Here is a 16,384-nt window from a genome sequence, read left to right as displayed (position 1 = left end):
CTAGAAGAGGTGACTGATATGGAATATTTTCCTAATGTAAAGAAAGTAAATTATGAAGGACCAAAATCAGACAGCATGTTTGCTTTTCATCACTACAATGCTGATGAAGTAGTGCTGGGTAAGAGCATGAAAGAGCACCTGCGCTTTGCAGTAGCTTATTGGCACACTATGACACAAGACGGTTCAGATCCATTTGGCAACCCCACAAACATCCGTACATGGATGGGTGCAACTCCCATGGAGACAGCCAGAAACCGTGTTGAGGCTTTTTTTGAACTGCTTGAAAAATTGGGCGTAGAGTATTTCTGCTTCCACGATGTAGATATTGCTCCCGAAGGCAATTCTTTAGAAGAATTCTTTGCTAACATAGATGAAATCACCGATTTGATTAAAGAGAAAATGGATAAAACCGGCATTAAATTGCTATGGAATACAGCCAACATGTTCTCTAACCCTGTTTTTGTAAACGGTGCTGCTTCTACCAACAATGCAGACGTTTTTGCCCGTGCTGCTGCACAGGTTAAAAAAGGTTTGGATGTCAACAAAAAGCTTGGCGGTGAGAACTATGTGTTCTGGGGCGGCCGTGAGGGCTATGAAACCCTTTTGAATACTGACATGGGCTTAGAGCAAGATAACATTGCAAGACTTTTCAAAATGGCGATTGCTTATTCTGAGAAGATTAACCACAAAGTGCAATTTTTGCTAGAACCAAAGCCAAAAGAACCAAGCAAACATCAATATGACTTTGATGCTGCCACCACAATGGCTTTTATTCAGAAATATGGACTGGAAGGTCACTTCAAACTCAACATTGAAGCTAACCATGCTACTTTGGCAGGACACACCTTTGAGCATGAACTCAACGTTTCTCGTTGCTATAATGCGCTTGGTTCAATCGATGCCAACCAAGGTGACGTATTGCTTGGATGGGATACCGATGAGTTCCCAACCAATCTGTTTGATGCCACACTGGCTATGTATGAAATTTTGGAAAACGGTGGTATTGCTCCCGGCGGTATCAACTTTGACTCTAAAGTTCGCCGTTCATCTTTTGCAATGGACGATTTGATTATTGCTCATGTGGTTGGTATGGACACCTTTGCTCGTGGTCTGAAAGCAGCTGCTAAACTGAAAGAAGACGGTTTCTTCGACAATCTGCGCGCAGATCGTTATGCTTCTTATCAAAGCGGAATCGGTGCCAGCATTGTAGCTGACAAAGAAGATTTGGAATCTTTGAGCGATTATGCTCTGAAAAACAATGAGATTAAAATGGAGTCAAGCCACATTGAATATGTGAAAGCTCGCCTCAACGACTATCTTGTATAAGTTCAGATAAAACAAAAAACCGGTGCAGCTTTTCAACTGTGCCGGTTTTTTTGCGAAAAGAGAGTGTATTCAGCGTGGAATACACTCTCTTTTTCTATGAAAATAACTAGATAGCTTACATATCTTTAAAAATATAGGCGCTGTCTTTGGCATAGATAATGCCTGAAATCATCGTAAATAAAACGGAAATCCAAATTAGGACCTGTGAAATCACATTAAAAATCAAAAGCAAAGTATCAGTAGGAGCGGTCATAAAGCCTAAGATTGTCTGGAAAATGAGAATGAGAATAATGGCAACCATCTGCGAGATGGTTTTGGCTTTACCCCAGTTGTTGGCAGCAATCACTTTGCCTTGTTCGACGGCAATCAAGCGAATAGAGGTGACAGCAAATTCACGAAACATAACCAGTATAACGGCTGTAGCACCGACAATTCCCAGTTGGACAAAGCAAATTAAAGCGGCCATAACCAAAATCTTGTCAGCAAGGGGATCCATCAGTTTTCCAAAGTTGGTAATCAAACCTTGTTGTCGAGCAATTTTGCCATCAAGATGGTCGGTGTAAGAAGCGACCGAAAAGATAATGAAGGCCCACAGAAAACGGTGGGGAATATAGTTTGCAAGCATAAAAAGCACAAACAAGGGAACCATGCAAATTCTTAAAACTGTCAATTTATTGGGTAAGTTCATAAGAAACCTTCTTTCTCAAGGATAAATTGGCGAACGATTGCAGAGGTAAAACAGCTTAATAGATGTTCCTTTTAAAACAGTCTATATACAAGCTTAGTCAAGTTTTAGCACAGACATAAAGGCCTCTTGCGGCACTTCCACTGAGCCAACTTGCCGCATTCTCTTTTTACCCTCTTTTTGTTTTTCAAGCAGTTTCTTTTTACGGGAGATATCGCCGCCATAGCATTTTGCCAAAACGTCTTTACGTACAGCTTTAACGGTTTCACGCGCGATAATTTTACCGCCAACACTTGCTTGAATCGGGATTTCAAAGAGTTGGCGTGGAATGTTATCTTTCAATTTCTCTACCATTTTTCTGGCGCGAGCATAAGCATTGTCGGCATGCAAAATAAAGGAAAGCGCGTCAACCACTTCGCCGTTAATCATGATATCCAATTTTACAAGCTTGCTGGGTTCATAGCCCATCAGCTCGTAGTCAAAAGAAGCATAGCCTCTCGTGCGTGATTTTAACACGTCAAAAAAATCATAAATGATTTCGTTTAGCGGAAGATGATAGTGAATGTCAACACGGTCTGCATCCAAATAATCCATGTTCATAAAAGTGCCCCGACGGTCTTGACAAAGCTCCATAATATTGCCGACAAACGATGACGGCGCAAAAATGTGAGCATTGGCGATTGGTTCTTCTGCACCGCCGATGGTGGCAGGGTCAGGGTAGTTGGTTGGGTTATCAATCACAAGCACTTCACCGTTGGTTTTGGTGATATGATAAACAACGCTGGGAGCAGTGGTCACTAAATCTAAATTGTGTTCACGTTCTAAACGTTCTTGAATAATCTCCATATGAAGCAGTCCCAAAAATCCGCAGCGGAAGCCAAAGCCCAAAGCAATAGAGGTTTCAGCCTCATAGGTCAAAGAGGCATCATTTAACTGCAGTTTTTCAAGCGCATCACGTAAATCAGAATAGTGAGCACCATCAGCCGGATAGATACCGCAGAACACCATAGGCTGAACCGCACGATAACCGGCAAGCGGCTTTTCAGCCGGTCTTTCTGCTAAAGTGACCGTGTCGCCTACATGAGTTTGCCGTACGTCTTTGATAGATGCCGTGATATAGCCAACTTGTCCAGCACAGAGAGAATCAGCAGGTTCCATAGCTGTGGCACGCAAATAGCCACATTCTACCACTGAAAATTCAGCACCTGTAGCCATTAAACGAATGCGGTCACCTGGTTTTACAGTACCTTCTTTGATTCTCACATAGATAATAACACCTTTATAAGCATCATAAATAGAGTCAAAAATTAAAGCTTGTAAAGGAGCGTTGTCGTCTCCTGTAGGAGCTGGAATGTCAGCGACAATGCGCTCCATGACCTCACCTATATTAATGCCTGTTTTGGCAGAGATACGGGGAGCGTCTTGAGCAGGAATGCCGATAATGTCCTCAATTTCTTGCGAAACTCGATCAGGGTCTGCACTGGGCAAATCAATTTTATTAAGAACCGGCAAAATCTCCAACCCAGAATCAACAGCAAGATAAGTGTTGGCAAGGGTTTGTGCTTCTATGCCTTGCGAAGCATCAACAACCAAAATAGCACCTTCGCATGCAGCGAGAGAGCGAGAGACCTCGTAGTTAAAGTCGACATGGCCAGGGGTGTCAATAAGGTTGAAAATATAATCTTCACCGTCTTTGGCTTGATAAACAAGCGTGACGGCGTGAGCCTTAATCGTAATACCACGCTCACGTTCCAAATCCATGTTATCCAATATTTGATTTTCCATATCACGCAGAGCAACAGCACTGGTCTGTTCCAAGATGCGGTCAGCCAATGTGCTTTTGCCGTGATCAATGTGGGCAATAATCGAAAAATTGCGAATCTTACTTTTGTCCATATAATATGATGATTCCTTTCGTGGAAATTGTGCCAGTAAGATTAAATCTTATCGGTTAAAAGCACAAAATCAGTTTGGAAATAGATACAAGCTAATAATAGCTGTCTTATCGTTTTATTCTAGCATAAACAAAGGCATTCATACAAGCCTTTTGTCATAAGTTAAGCGCAAAATTGAGTTTTAAGGGCATTGATATTTGATTTATGTGATTTAGCCATAAATATCCGTCAAAAAATGGCTACAAAAGCAAAGGAAATTGGATTGACAAAGAGAAAATAGCGTGATATTATGAAAAAGCTATATGACTGACGGAAGTGGAATCAACCACAGGGAGTATAGCCTTGTTAGCCGACCGTCTGGGCAAAAGCTTAGATTGTCAGGCTTTTTTGCTTTTTAAACAAAAGTAAAGATGCTAAGCAGAGTAGAATTTTGTGCGTATCCTTTATGGAGCAGTGCTTGCTGAACGGGGAGTTGTCAGCAGGACGAAAAAGCCGAACGGCTTTGCGGTACAAAGTTCGCATCCCGCTGCTGCATCAGGAGAATCAGCGAAAGTATGCCTCCTGTTATGCAGCTGTGCTGTGTAACAGGAGGTGTTTTATTATGAAAAGAACATAGAGAATCAATGAGAAGATTTCTTGATGAAAAAAGGAGTGCAAATACTTCTTTGTTTTCAGAAATCCCACAGCAAAATAAAACATATGGAATCGAAAGATTCAGGGATTTAAGAGAGGGGATTTTAAATTGAAACAATCTACGTTTCATGTTCGCCGCATCACGCTTTCTGCGGTATTTTTAAGTATTTCGCTTGTTCTGCAAACTGTATTTTCTTTTCACATTCCACTGTTTGGACAAAACGGAATGTCTATCGGCATATCGGGTATCTTTTCGATGATGCCTGCCATTCTATTTGGACCTGTCTATGGTGCTGTGACTTCTGGTCTTTCAGACCTTTTGGGATACATACTCAAGCCTACGGGACCATATTTACCACTCATGACTTTAATAGTGGCGGTTGGTGGTTTTCTCCGTGGCCTAATTTGGAAACTTTTGCGAAACACTGACGGCAAGAAAACACGAATGAGTGTTGCAGTGTTTTCAGCATTGATGTTGGTAATCGGAATTAGCAATAGTGTGTTTTTGTCAATGGATGGCGTAAATAGAGATTTTTATGCGAAAATGCCCATAGACCAAATTGATACAGATGGTATGCACCTGATTAGTAAAATGCTGATTACGAGAACCATTGGTACAAAAGACCCATCTGCCAATTTAGAAATGTATTTAATTTTTATGACGGCAGGGGTTTTAGGCAGTGCTATTTTGGGATTGATATTGATTATCGTCGACTTGATTTTCTCTAAAAAGCTTTCGCAGGAAGCAAAAAAGGGACAAATTATGCCGTTGCTGATTACACTTTTAATTTCGGGTTTGATTGTGACTACGCTGAACACTATTTTAATGCAAGAGACTCTGTTTGAATCATGGAAGGTTTTGCCGTTCTCTGTCATTTGGCTTCCCCGCGCCATTGAAGAAATTTTTGGCAACAGCATAAAGGCTTATTTTATTGCCATTTTATTGGGTGTCTTTGGTCGTCAGAAAGGCTTAAAAGACTTGATTCAATAATTAGGGAAGGACATCACTATTTTTATTGCAAATTAAAGTAAAAAGATTATATTATTAATTAAGGATAGAAACATTTGATAAAGATGTTTCTATCCTTTTTTCTTATTACAAAAATAGGCTAAAAAAGAGAAATAAGTGAATAAAGAGATTGTCCTAAAAAAATAAAAAATAAATTAAAAAACGACAAAATTCAACATATGCAACTATAATTATCAATAATATAGAAAAAAATAGTAAATATTGTGCTAAAATACATATAGAATTTATGAATTGATTGTGGTATCGTATACGATAGGGGAATTTGGGAATTCCCAATTAAAATTATGTAGGAGGTCTACGTCACATGGATAATCTAACGATATTTCTAATTGTTTCAATCGTGGTGTCTGTATTAGCTTTTGCCTTTGCTGGCTGGCTTTACAGCTGGATTCTCCGTCAGCCTTCCGACAACAAAAGAGTTGCCGAAGTCGGCGGTTATATCAAGAAAGGTGCAAACACCTTCTTGAAAAAAGAGTACACGGTACTAATTAAGTTTTGCGGTTGTGCGGCGCTCTTAATTCTCATCTTTCTTCCATCTCCAATTTGGTCAGGAGGTTCCATTTTAGAAAATCTAAGAATGGCACTGGCTTACATATTTGGTACCGTACTTTCAGCTATTGCCGGAAAAATCGGTATTATGGTGGCAACTATTGCTAACGTTAAGACAGCCGAAGCCGCTCAGAAAAGCGGACTGAAAGCCTCTTTCCTGGCAGCCTTCCGTGGCGGTTCTGTTATGGGCATGGCTGTAGTAGGTTCTTCTTTGTTGGGTGTAGCCTTGGTGTTTTGGGCATTGAATGATGCAACAGCTTTGTTGGGATTCAGCTTTGGTGCAAGCTCGTTGGCACTGTTTGCTAAAGCAGGCGGCGGCATTTTCACCAAAACAGCAGATATTAGTGCTGATCTTGTTGGTAAAGTAGAGCTTGGTATTCCTGAAGATGACCCCAGAAACCCTGCTGTTATTGCGGATAACGTAGGTGACAACGTGGGTGACGTGGCAGGAATGGGCGCTGATTTATTTGACTCTAACGTGGCCTCTATGGCAGCTGCTTTGGTTATGGCAATTGCTTTAGGCGCTAAAACCGGAGTTGACTATTCTGCAATGGTTTTCTGTTATGCGGCACTGGGGCTTTTGTCCTCAATTATTGGTGTTTTGTCTGCCCGTATGGGTAAAAAAGGCGACCCAACCATGGCGCTGAATATGAGTACGTATATCACAACCGGCATTTATGCCGCTTTGACCGCTATTGCTACCGCTGTCTTCAAGTTTGATTGGAGAATTTGGGGTGCGGCAGCTGTTGGACTGTTTGTGGGTGTCATCATTGGTATTACGAGTGACTACTTCACCAATGACAATAAGAAACCGGTTCGTTATGTGGCAAAAGCTTCTGAATCCGGACCGGCATTCACGATTCTTTCGGGTATTTCTTATGGCTTCTTAAGCGTGTTGCCAGCAATGATTGGCATTGCAATCTCAGCACTAGTAGCCTATAATCTTTGCTCTTCTATTGTTCCGGGTGACCCAACAGCAGGTATGTTTGGTATTTCCATGTCAGCCGTTGGTATGCTTTCTATTGTTGGTATGATTATCTCCAACGATGCTTATGGCCCTATTGCAGATAACGCAAGAGGTCTTGTAGAAATGGGTGATTTAGGAGATGAAGCACTTGAAATCACCGATTCATTAGACAGTGCTGGTAATACAGTAAAAGCTGTTACAAAGGGATTTGCTATTTCTGCTGCCGGCTTAACTATTATTTCTTTGCTAGGTGCCTTTATGAGCGAAGTGAATGAAGCCGCAGGAAAAGTGGTCTTAACAGGCTTTGATATCATTAATCCGACAGTATTCTTTGGTATGCTGATTGGTGCTGCTGTACCAGCTATCTTCTCTGCCATGTTAATGCTGGGTGTTGACAGAAATGCACAGCGCATGGTTGCTGAAATTCATCGCCAATTCCGTGAAATTGTCGGACTGAAAGAAGGCAAAAAGGGTGTTATCCCTGAGTATGACAAATGTATTGATATTGCTACCGACGGTGCATTAAAAGAACTAGTTCCAGCAGGACTGATTAGTATTGTTGTTACCTTAGCTGTCGGTTTTATTGGCGGTGTAGAGGCTGTTGGCGGTTTCTTGGCAGGCAATATCGTCAGTGGTTTGCTGCTAGCTTTGTTTATGAGTAATTCCGGTGGTTTGTGGGATAATGCTAAAAAGTATATTGAAGCAGGCGGCAATGGCGGCAAGGGCAGTGACGCTCATAAATCAGCTGTTGTAGGCGATACAGTTGGTGACCCCTTTAAGGACACGGCAGGTCCCTCTATTAATACACAGATTACGGTTGTTTCTCTTGTTGCTTCTTTAATGGCTTCTCTATTCCTTTCTTTCTCTATTTTCTAAGAGTTAGATACAATTTTATAACGAATACAAAAACGGTATGCCCATTGGGTGTACCGTTTTTTATGTCAAAAACCAAATATCAAGCCAGATATCTTAATCAGTAAAAAGAAGTGCTCCATGTCAGCATTCCTTTTTCAAATGACCAAAATACTTGCATTTCTATCTTAACAGACACGATTTGTTGTTGTTTGGAATAGTATAGCATAATGTCAGTTTGACCGTAAAAGTGAAATAAGGGAGGACAAAGATGAATCAATCTGAAAGTACAATTCACTTGGAAAATATCAGAGTGGAACAGGGAGATGAAGTTTGCATAGATGAATTTCGAAAGGCTGCCAAGCGCAGCAGGGCAGAGGCGGTTAAGCTTCTCAATGATAACAGCATGACCTTTCCTTGTTTATTTTTGCTGATGCCGTCGATTGAAGAGTTTCGTTTGCAGCAGCAAATGTACACAAAATATGCGATTGCAGTTGAAGTCAGCAAGCAAATCTTAAATGAAAATTATAACCCACGCAAAGATTACTTAAAAAATGGGGGAGAGAAAGCGCATGAAACCTTGATATGGATGCTGACAACAGGCTATCAAGAAAATAAGCCAGCAGAAAAATTTCAAAAAATAATTGATATTGTCGTGTCAGTGCTAATTCATATTTACCATGAGACAGGTATTCTTCCTCAGGTCGCAGAACTGATTTTTACTCGCCGTATTCGAGGAGAAAATGTGCATGAGCTAATTTGGGCTTATTTTAGAAGTCGTGAAACCAAATCGCTACAATTTATTGCCGAAAAACTGCCATCCTCTGATTTAGCAGAAGCAGATTTTATCTATGATTTATTGGGGATTTCTCATGACACTAAACTAGCCCCTGCAGAAGAATATGAAAAGTATATTGTGTGGTTGCAAGAAAATGAAAATAAGCTTGTGTTTAACGAAGAAAACAAACAGTATACGAGCAGACCTGTGGTATGCCGCATGGATCAGATTGAAGGAAAGGAGAATGCAACATGATACAAGTAGCGGGAAGACCTTTTGATGCGGCACCTATGCTGGCAGAATACCCATTGAACAGCGTGCAGCATGAGGTTTTGAGAACGATGGATCAAAGTGCAACAGTGTATAGATTTGACAGTGTAGAGGAATTACGCTTTACTTTGTCTATGCGCCACAAAACTGTAGAAGCAGCAAAGCTGCAGAGTAGAAGTGGATTGCGGTTTGCAACCTTTCATGATGCATTCTGCAATGAGGAATATTGGGAAAGAACAAGCAATGGCGGGTTCCAGTTAAAGCCAGGAGCTGTACCCAGTGAAGCTATTCTGGACATATTTAAAAATGGCAGAAAATATGGTACTGAATGTGCCACCGCCATGGTTATTATTATTTACAAAGCACTTTTAGAGGTTTACGGTGCCGATTTGTTCAACAGAACTTTCAAAAATATATATCTCATGGATTGGAGCATTCGACAGCCTCTTTTGCAGGAAATTGGGACACCTAGAAAAGTGCCCGAGCTTCTTGTAGGCGACAGAGCTTATTTTATGAACCCTCAAGTCAGCCCTGAAACGTCATGGTGGCGAGGGGAAAACGTCATTGTCATGTTAGATAACTTATTCTACGGGCATGGAATTGGCATTCGAACAGCACCTGAAATCATAGCTTCGCTGAATCGAAATCGCATAGAAGGAGCAACAGAAAGCGCCTATTTGATGGACACGGCGGCAAGACCAAACTACAAAAAATTATTTGGGGTATGGGAAAAAAATCAGCAGCAAAGTGGACCATTGGTCTGGCAGTTTCCTGAAACTTCAACGGTCTCACACCGATAGGGTAAAAGCAAGTAAAGTCGTAAATTTCTATTCGGTATACGATGTATATCATAAAACAGAGATTTATTAAAATATTGCTATGTACAGGTGATATTTCTTTTGAAATAAAAAAGAACCTTCTGCATGAGAAGGTTCCGAGTGGTTCGGAATGCTCACAAGCAAAAGGTTCTTTCATTTTAGCTAAATTTATTTTGCGTAATCAATGGCACGGCTTTCACGAATCATATTGACTTTGATTTGACCGGGATATTCCAAGTCATCTTCAATCTTTTGGCAGATTTCTCGTGCCAAAAGTGTCATCTTGTCATCGTTGACCACATCAGGACGAACCATAATGCGGATTTCACGGCCTGCCTGGATAGCATAGCAGCTGTCAACACCTTCAAAAGACGAAGCAACTTCTTCTAGCTTTTCCAAACGTTTGATATAATTTTCAAGATTTTCACGTCTTGCGCCAGGTCTTGCAGCAGAAATTGCATCTGCTGCCTGTACAAGACAAGCAATAATGGTTTTAGCTTCAATGTCGCCGTGGTGAGCAGCAATTGCATGAATTACAGTTTCGCTCTCTTTGTACTTGCGAGCAACATCAACACCAATTTCAACATGCGAACCTTCAATTTCATGGTTCAACGCTTTGCCAATATCATGTAAAAGTCCGGCACGTCTTGCCATAGTAGGATCAAGACCAAGCTCAGAAGCCATTAAGCCGGCAATATAGGCAACTTCAAGTGAATGATTGAGTACATTTTGACCGTAGCTGGTACGATAACGCAAACGTCCCAGCAATTTCACGAGTTCATTGTGTATCCCGCTGATGCCAACCTCCAAGACGGCTCTTTCGCCCTCTGTTTTAATGGTAGCATCTACTTCACGTTTTGCTTTTTCAACAGTTTCTTCAATTCTAGATGGATGAATCCTGCCGTCAGAAATCAATTTTTCAAGGGCAATTCGTGCCACCTCACGCCTGACAGGGTCAAAGCACGAGAGTGTAATAGCCTCAGGGGTATCGTCAATAATCAAATCGACACCGGTGAGTGTTTCGATTGCACGGATATTGCGGCCTTCACGTCCAATGATACGGCCTTTCATTTCGTCGTTGGGCAACGGAACAACACTAATGGTGGCTTCTGAAACGTGATCAGCAGCACAACGCTGAATAGCCAGTGAGATAATTTCTCTTGCCAATTTATCAGAATCATCCTTAGTTTGCTGTTCAAACTCCATAATCTTAAGAGCTTTTTCATGAGCGAGCTCATTTTCAAGGTTACTCAGCAAATATTCTTTTGCCTGCTCTGTTGTGAAAGAAGAAATGCGCTCTAGCATGTCAAACTGACTTTTCTTAACAGCTTCTGCTTCAGCAAGACGTTCTTCGGCCTTCTTGTTTTTCTTTTCGATGTTTTCTTCTTTGGTTTCAAGATTAGCAAATTTTTTCTCGTATGATTCTTCTTTTTGAAGCATACGTTTTTCTTGTCGCTGTATTTCTTTTCTGCGGTCGTTGATTTCGCGGTCGCTTTCATTGCGTGCGCGGTGAACTTCTTCTTTGCCTTCAAGAATCAATTCTTTCTTTTTGGCTTCGGCATTTTTAAGCGCATCGCTTAAAATACGTTTGGCTTCTTGTTCAGCAGAACCAATTTGTGACTCCGCTATTTTCTTGCGGTGATTAATACCAATTACAAAAGCCAGCACGGCTACAACTGCTGCAACGAGAACAATAATAACGATAGCAGTAAGTAAATGAATTTGCGGCACAGTAACACCTCCTTTGTTCGTGTTTTTTTAATGTTTTAAATAATCATTATAATAGTATCAAATAGGGTGCGTTAATCCCTGCATATGTGAAAAGAAACCTTCTTTTTGCCAATGGTGCAAAAGACATATGAGTTTTCATAATCACACAGACATAATTGTATAATTATGTAGACATAATGTCAAGAAAATTGTGAGGTTAAAAATAATTTTAACAATTATAAGTAATTTTTTTAATATAATATTGTTTATATTCATGAATTTTTTGTCTTGTACAGCATATCCTATTAAAAGACAGATTAGGATATAAACGGAATTGACAATGGTTTTAAAAGGTGATATGATGAAATCATACATAAATGCAACAATAAGGAAATATTTTTGTTCTTTCGTTTTGCCAGAGATTGTGCGTCATCGGCTGCAAGCGCACTTCAAAACATCGCAAAAATATACCGCCCTTTAGCAGTTTGCCGAACAGTTTTTTTATAAAGACTTTAAGGCAGAACGGTTTACCGCCGTTATCGGTTATATGAAGGAAGAGTGAAATGCTTTGAAATAGCTTGCTCTTTAAATATGGGTGGAACCGCGGGAATTTCTCGCCCCTGTGCAAATGAAAAATTTTGCCGGGGGCGTTTTCTGTTTCCGGCACAGCAGAGAGGATGAATTTGATGATTAATATTAATTTGAAGGGCGAAATCAAGGCTTTTGAATCCGGAATTTCACCAATGGAGATTGCCAAAGGAATTGGCATGGGACTTTTTAAAGCTGCTTGTGCAGCTAAAATTGACAACACAGTAGTAGATTTACGCACGCCGATTACAGAAGATTGCACGTTAGAAATCTTAACATTTGATGATGATGAGGGAAAAAGAGCGTATTGGCACTCTACTTCTCATATATTGGCACAAGCGGTAAAACGTCTATATCCTGATGCACAGCTTGCAATTGGGCCAGCGGTAGACGGCGGATTCTACTATGATTTTGGCTTTAGTTCACCAATTACAGAAGAAGATTTGCCTAAAATTGAAGCTGAGATGAAAAAAATTATTAAAGAAAACTTGTCAATTGAACGTTTTGAGCTTTCTGGCAAAGAGGCAGAAGACGCACTCAACGGACAGATTTATAAAGAAGAGCTGATGGCCGAGCATATCGCTAAAGGTGAAGCCATTAGTTTTTATAAGCAAGGCGAATTTACAGATTTGTGCGCAGGGCCTCACTTGGCGTCAACAGGTCTGATTAAAGCTGTAAAGCTTACGTCGATTACAGGCGCTTATTGGAGAGGCGATTCCAATAAAGAAATGCTGACAAGAATCTATGGAACGGCTTTCCCAAAACAAACAATGCTTGAAGAACACCTCACCATGCTTGAAGAAGCAAAAAAACGTGATCACAACAAGCTTGGCCGCGAGCTAGAATTATTTACCACTAGCAGCCTAATTGGCCAAGGATTGCCAATTTTGCTTCCAAAGGGTGCTAAGGTTGTACAAATTTTACAGCGCTTTGTAGAAGATGAAGAGGCAAGAAGAGGTTGGCAGCTAACAAAAACACCATTCATGGCAAAGAGTGATTTGTATAAGCTTTCAGGCCACTGGGATCACTACCGTGATGGTATGTTTGTGCTTGGCGATGAGGAGAAAGACGACGAAGTCATGGCACTGCGACCAATGACTTGTCCGTTCCAATACCAGGCTTATCTCAACAAGCCCCGCTCTTACCGTGACTTGCCAATTCGATACGATGAAACGTCTACACTCTTTAGAAATGAAGCTAGTGGCGAAATGCACGGCTTAATTCGTGTTAGACAATTCACGATTTCAGAAGGACATTTGATGTGCCGCCCCGATCAGTTAGAAGATGAATTCAGAAAGTGTTTGGATTTGACGACATTCATGTTGCAAACGCTTGGCTTATATGAGGATGTTTCTTACCGTTTCTCACAATGGGACCCTAATGACCGTGAAAAATATATTGGCACACCAGAACAGTGGGATGAGGCACAAGGCACGATGAAGACAATTTTAGACGACCTTGGCTTAAGCTATAAAATTGGTGTCGGTGAAGCAGCTTTCTATGGTCCTAAGCTTGATATTCAGATTAAGAATGTGCATGGCAAAGAAGACACGCTGATTACCATTCAAATTGACCAAATGCTTGCCAAAACATTTGGTATGGAATATACCGACAAAGATGGCGAGAAAAAGAATCCTTATATTATTCATAGAACGTCTATTGGCTGCTATGAAAGAACACTGGCACTGTTGATTGAGAAATATGCCGGAGCATTCCCGTTATGGCTTGCCCCGATTCAAGTCAAAGTGCTGCCGATTGCTGACCGTCATCATGATGAAGCAAGAAAACTGCAAGATAGCCTGATGATGGCAGGACTTCGTGTAGAAGTAGACGACAGAAGCGAAAAGATTGGCTATAAAATCCGTGAAGCACAGCTTGAAAAAGTGCCGTATATGTTGGTTTTAGGCGATAAAGACATTGAGAACGGAACGATTTCAGTGCGTCACCGTAAAGATGGTGATTTGGGTGCCATGACGATAGAAGAGTTTTTAACAATGGCAACAAAAGAAGCCGATACCAAAGAAATTCGCTAAAGTTGGGTTGTAGACCTAAAATAAGGAGAAACACTGATGGTTAGACATATAGTTATGTGGAATTTCAAAGAAGGTTTTACTGCCGAACAAAAAAAGCAGTATGCCGAAAGAATTAAAACAGAACTGGAGGCTCTAGCAGACGTTGTGCCGGGTGTAGTTTCGGTAGAAGTCGTCACCCAACCGCTTACTTCCAGTAACCGTGAACTCGTGCTGAATAGTCTCTTTGAAAGTGCAGAAGCACTGGCAAACTATCAAACACATCCTGATCATGTGAAAGCGGGGCAGTTTATTGGTTCTGTAGCCATGGACCGTACTTGCGGCGACTACGTTGAAAACTAAGTTCTTCCAGAAAGTATATCTTGACGAAGCAATAGGTATCCGATATAATAAATAGGTTTTAAAACCTATTGTCTTTCCAAAGAAGAGGGTGTTGAAAACATCCTCTTCTTTGCTATTGATAAAAAGTAAACGGGAATGTAGGAACAGGTGGCCTTATATGTTAAATCAATTTTCAAGAACAGAGCTCTTGTTAGGTAAAGAGGCGATGGAGAATTTGGCAGGAGCCAGAGTCGCTATTTTTGGTATCGGCGGTGTTGGCGGGTATACCGTAGAAGCATTGGCAAGAAGCGGTGTGGGAACTTTTGACCTTATCGATGATGACAAGGTGTGCCTGACGAATGTAAACCGCCAAATTATTGCGACCAGAAAAACAGTGGGTAAATATAAAATTGATGTGATGGAGGAAAGAATTCATGATATCAATCCTCATGCGGTTGTGCATAAACATCAATGCTTTTATTTGCCTGAAACCGCAGATGAATTTCACTTTGAAGAATATGACTACGTAGTGGATGCGGTGGATACAGTCACAGCAAAGCTGGATTTAATTCTTAGAGCACAGCGGGCGGGTGTACCGGTCATCAGCTGTATGGGAGCCGGCAATAAGCTCGACCCCACTAAACTCAAGGTTGCCGATATTTATCAGACAGAGATGTGTCCTCTTGCTCGTGTTATGCGCAAAGAACTCAAAAAGCGTGGCGTTAAAAAATTAAAGGTGGTTTTTTCTACAGAAGAAACCGTTCGCCCCATTGAAGATATGTCGATTAGCTGTCGTAATCACTGTATATGTCCGCCTGGCACGAAAAGGCATTGCACAGATAGAAGAGATATTCCCGGTAGCATTTCGTTTGTGCCGTCTGTAGCGGGATTGCTCATGGCAGGGGAAGTGATTAAGGATATAGCCAATATAGATAAAAAAGAAAATGAGCATCAGACAATTCCACCACAGGAAGGTTGACTTTTTCTGTTTTATATGGTAAGATAAATAACATAAACAAAGACGTTTTTGAGTGAATACATTCAAAGCGTCTTTTTTTGTTTTTCACCATGTAATCAGGATTTAGAAAGCATGGGGAATAGCTTATATGATATTTTCGGCCCTTTCTATCACTCCGGCCGTCAATATAAATGGAATGCACGATGTCTGCCCCAAACAGACATCGTGTATTTTGCTTTTCTGCATAAAATGCTTTGACAAAAGTAGTGGAAAAAGGTAGGATAAAGAAAACCTAGGTTGTTTTTACATAAGGAGGGACCAAATGATTCGAAATATTATATTTGATATGGGGAAAGTATTGATTTCTTATAACACCACAAATTATGTAAAGCTCTTTGTCGAGAGAGAAGAAGACCGACCGCTCTTGCTAAGAGAAGTATTTGAGTCAATAACATGGCTTAAAACCGATTGGGGAGAGCTAACTGTGCCAGAAGCGATTGAAGAGGTACAGAAGCGTGTGCCGCAAAGGCTGCACAAGAGTGTGGAGAATTTGTTTTTACATTGGATTGACCACGTCGATTTGATGCCCGGCATGGAAGAATTGATAAAAGAACTGAAAGAAAAAGGCTATCATGTCTATTTACTTTCCAATATCAGTACTTACTTTCATGAATTTAAGAATCAAATACCGGCTTTGTCTTATATGGACGGACTTTTTGCATCGGCAGATTACAAAATGCTAAAACCCTATCCCGAAATCTATCAAAAATTTTTAGAAACCTTTCAGCTAAAAGCGGAGGAGTGTTTCTTTATTGACGATATGCCGCTCAATATCGTTGCTGCAGAGCGAGAGGGTATTCGAGGAACGATTTTTCACGGAGACGTAGAACTTCTTAAAAAACAGCTATCAGAGGTCGGCGTAAAATAAAATGCGACGAATAAAAGTGAAAAGCAGACTTGATATTTTATTGATC

General features: G+C 40.8%; 12 protein-coding genes and 2 riboswitches. Of the genes, 9 read left to right on the top strand and 3 right to left on the bottom strand.

The genetic code is table 11. The annotated features are described in order from the left end of the window. Positions 1–18: 18 nt before the first annotated feature. The gene (xylA, locus tag CS931_RS09260) at positions 19–1,326 is read left to right on the top strand and encodes a xylose isomerase (RefSeq protein WP_099205505.1); all 1,308 of its coding nucleotides are present in this window, start codon (positions 19–21) and stop codon (positions 1,324–1,326) included. A 115-nt stretch (positions 1,327–1,441) separates the two neighbouring features. On the opposite strand, the gene pgsA is transcribed toward xylA, so the two are convergent. Further along, positions 1,442–2,014 (bottom strand): CDP-diacylglycerol--glycerol-3-phosphate 3-phosphatidyltransferase, encoded by a 573-nt coding sequence (gene pgsA, locus CS931_RS09255; protein ID WP_099205504.1) that lies wholly within the window; start codon positions 2,012–2,014, stop codon positions 1,442–1,444. Positions 2,015–2,107: 93 nt separating this feature from the next. After that, positions 2,108–3,907: a translation elongation factor 4 gene (gene lepA / locus CS931_RS09250; RefSeq protein WP_099205503.1), complete on the bottom strand. Its 1,800-nt coding sequence runs from the start codon at positions 3,905–3,907 to the stop codon at positions 2,108–2,110. Between the two features lie 291 nt (positions 3,908–4,198). Next, positions 4,199–4,276, top strand: a riboswitch (ZMP/ZTP riboswitch). Between the two features lie 46 nt (positions 4,277–4,322). Continuing rightward, positions 4,323–4,437, top strand: a riboswitch (THF riboswitch). Between the two features lie 211 nt (positions 4,438–4,648). Here lepA and CS931_RS09245 point away from each other — a divergent pair. The 4 genes from CS931_RS09245 to CS931_RS09230 all read left to right on the top strand — a co-directional run bounded on the left by CS931_RS09245 (position 4,649) and on the right by CS931_RS09230 (position 9,785). Then, positions 4,649–5,530, top strand: a complete 882-nt coding sequence (locus tag CS931_RS09245) for a folate family ECF transporter S component (protein ID WP_099205502.1) — start codon at positions 4,649–4,651, stop codon at positions 5,528–5,530. A 343-nt stretch (positions 5,531–5,873) separates the two neighbouring features. Next, positions 5,874–7,961 (top strand): sodium-translocating pyrophosphatase, encoded by a 2,088-nt coding sequence (locus CS931_RS09240; protein ID WP_099205501.1) that lies wholly within the window; start codon positions 5,874–5,876, stop codon positions 7,959–7,961. A 247-nt stretch (positions 7,962–8,208) separates the two neighbouring features. Continuing rightward, positions 8,209–8,970 carry a hypothetical protein gene (locus CS931_RS09235; RefSeq protein ID WP_099205500.1) on the top strand — a complete coding sequence of 254 codons (762 nt, stop codon included), beginning with the start codon at positions 8,209–8,211 and terminating at the stop codon, positions 8,968–8,970. Beyond that, entirely contained in the window at positions 8,967–9,785 is an 819-nt protein-coding gene (locus CS931_RS09230; protein ID WP_099205499.1) for a protein-glutamine gamma-glutamyltransferase, read from the top strand. The genes CS931_RS09235 and CS931_RS09230 overlap by 4 nt, the downstream gene beginning before the upstream one ends. A 186-nt stretch (positions 9,786–9,971) precedes the next feature. Here the strand turns inward: CS931_RS09230 and rny are convergent, their stop codons facing one another. Further along, entirely contained in the window at positions 9,972–11,534 is a 1,563-nt protein-coding gene (gene rny, locus CS931_RS09225) for a ribonuclease Y (protein ID WP_099205498.1), read from the bottom strand. Between the two features lie 665 nt (positions 11,535–12,199). Between rny and thrS the strand changes: the two genes are divergently transcribed. The 4 genes from thrS to CS931_RS09205 all read left to right on the top strand — a co-directional run bounded on the left by thrS (position 12,200) and on the right by CS931_RS09205 (position 16,338). Next, complete coding sequence (gene thrS / locus CS931_RS09220) at positions 12,200–14,134, top strand: threonine--tRNA ligase (RefSeq protein WP_099205497.1); 1,935 nt, start codon at positions 12,200–12,202, stop codon at positions 14,132–14,134. A 36-nt stretch (positions 14,135–14,170) separates the two neighbouring features. Further along, positions 14,171–14,473, top strand: coding sequence for a Dabb family protein (locus tag CS931_RS09215; RefSeq protein ID WP_099205496.1), 303 nt, complete (start codon positions 14,171–14,173; stop codon positions 14,471–14,473). Positions 14,474–14,630: 157 nt separating this feature from the next. Next, positions 14,631–15,431 carry a tRNA threonylcarbamoyladenosine dehydratase gene (locus tag CS931_RS09210; protein WP_099205495.1) on the top strand — a complete coding sequence of 267 codons (801 nt, stop codon included), beginning with the start codon at positions 14,631–14,633 and terminating at the stop codon, positions 15,429–15,431. Between the two features lie 301 nt (positions 15,432–15,732). Continuing rightward, positions 15,733–16,338, top strand: coding sequence for an HAD family hydrolase (locus CS931_RS09205; RefSeq protein ID WP_099205494.1), 606 nt, complete (start codon positions 15,733–15,735; stop codon positions 16,336–16,338). Positions 16,339–16,384 lie beyond the last annotated feature (46 nt).

The organism is Scatolibacter rhodanostii (genome assembly GCF_900197595.1).
In the GTDB taxonomy this organism is placed as follows: domain Bacteria; phylum Bacillota; class Clostridia; order Oscillospirales; family Acutalibacteraceae; genus Scatolibacter; species Scatolibacter rhodanostii.
This window is presented reverse-complemented; position numbering and strand designations above follow the sequence as displayed.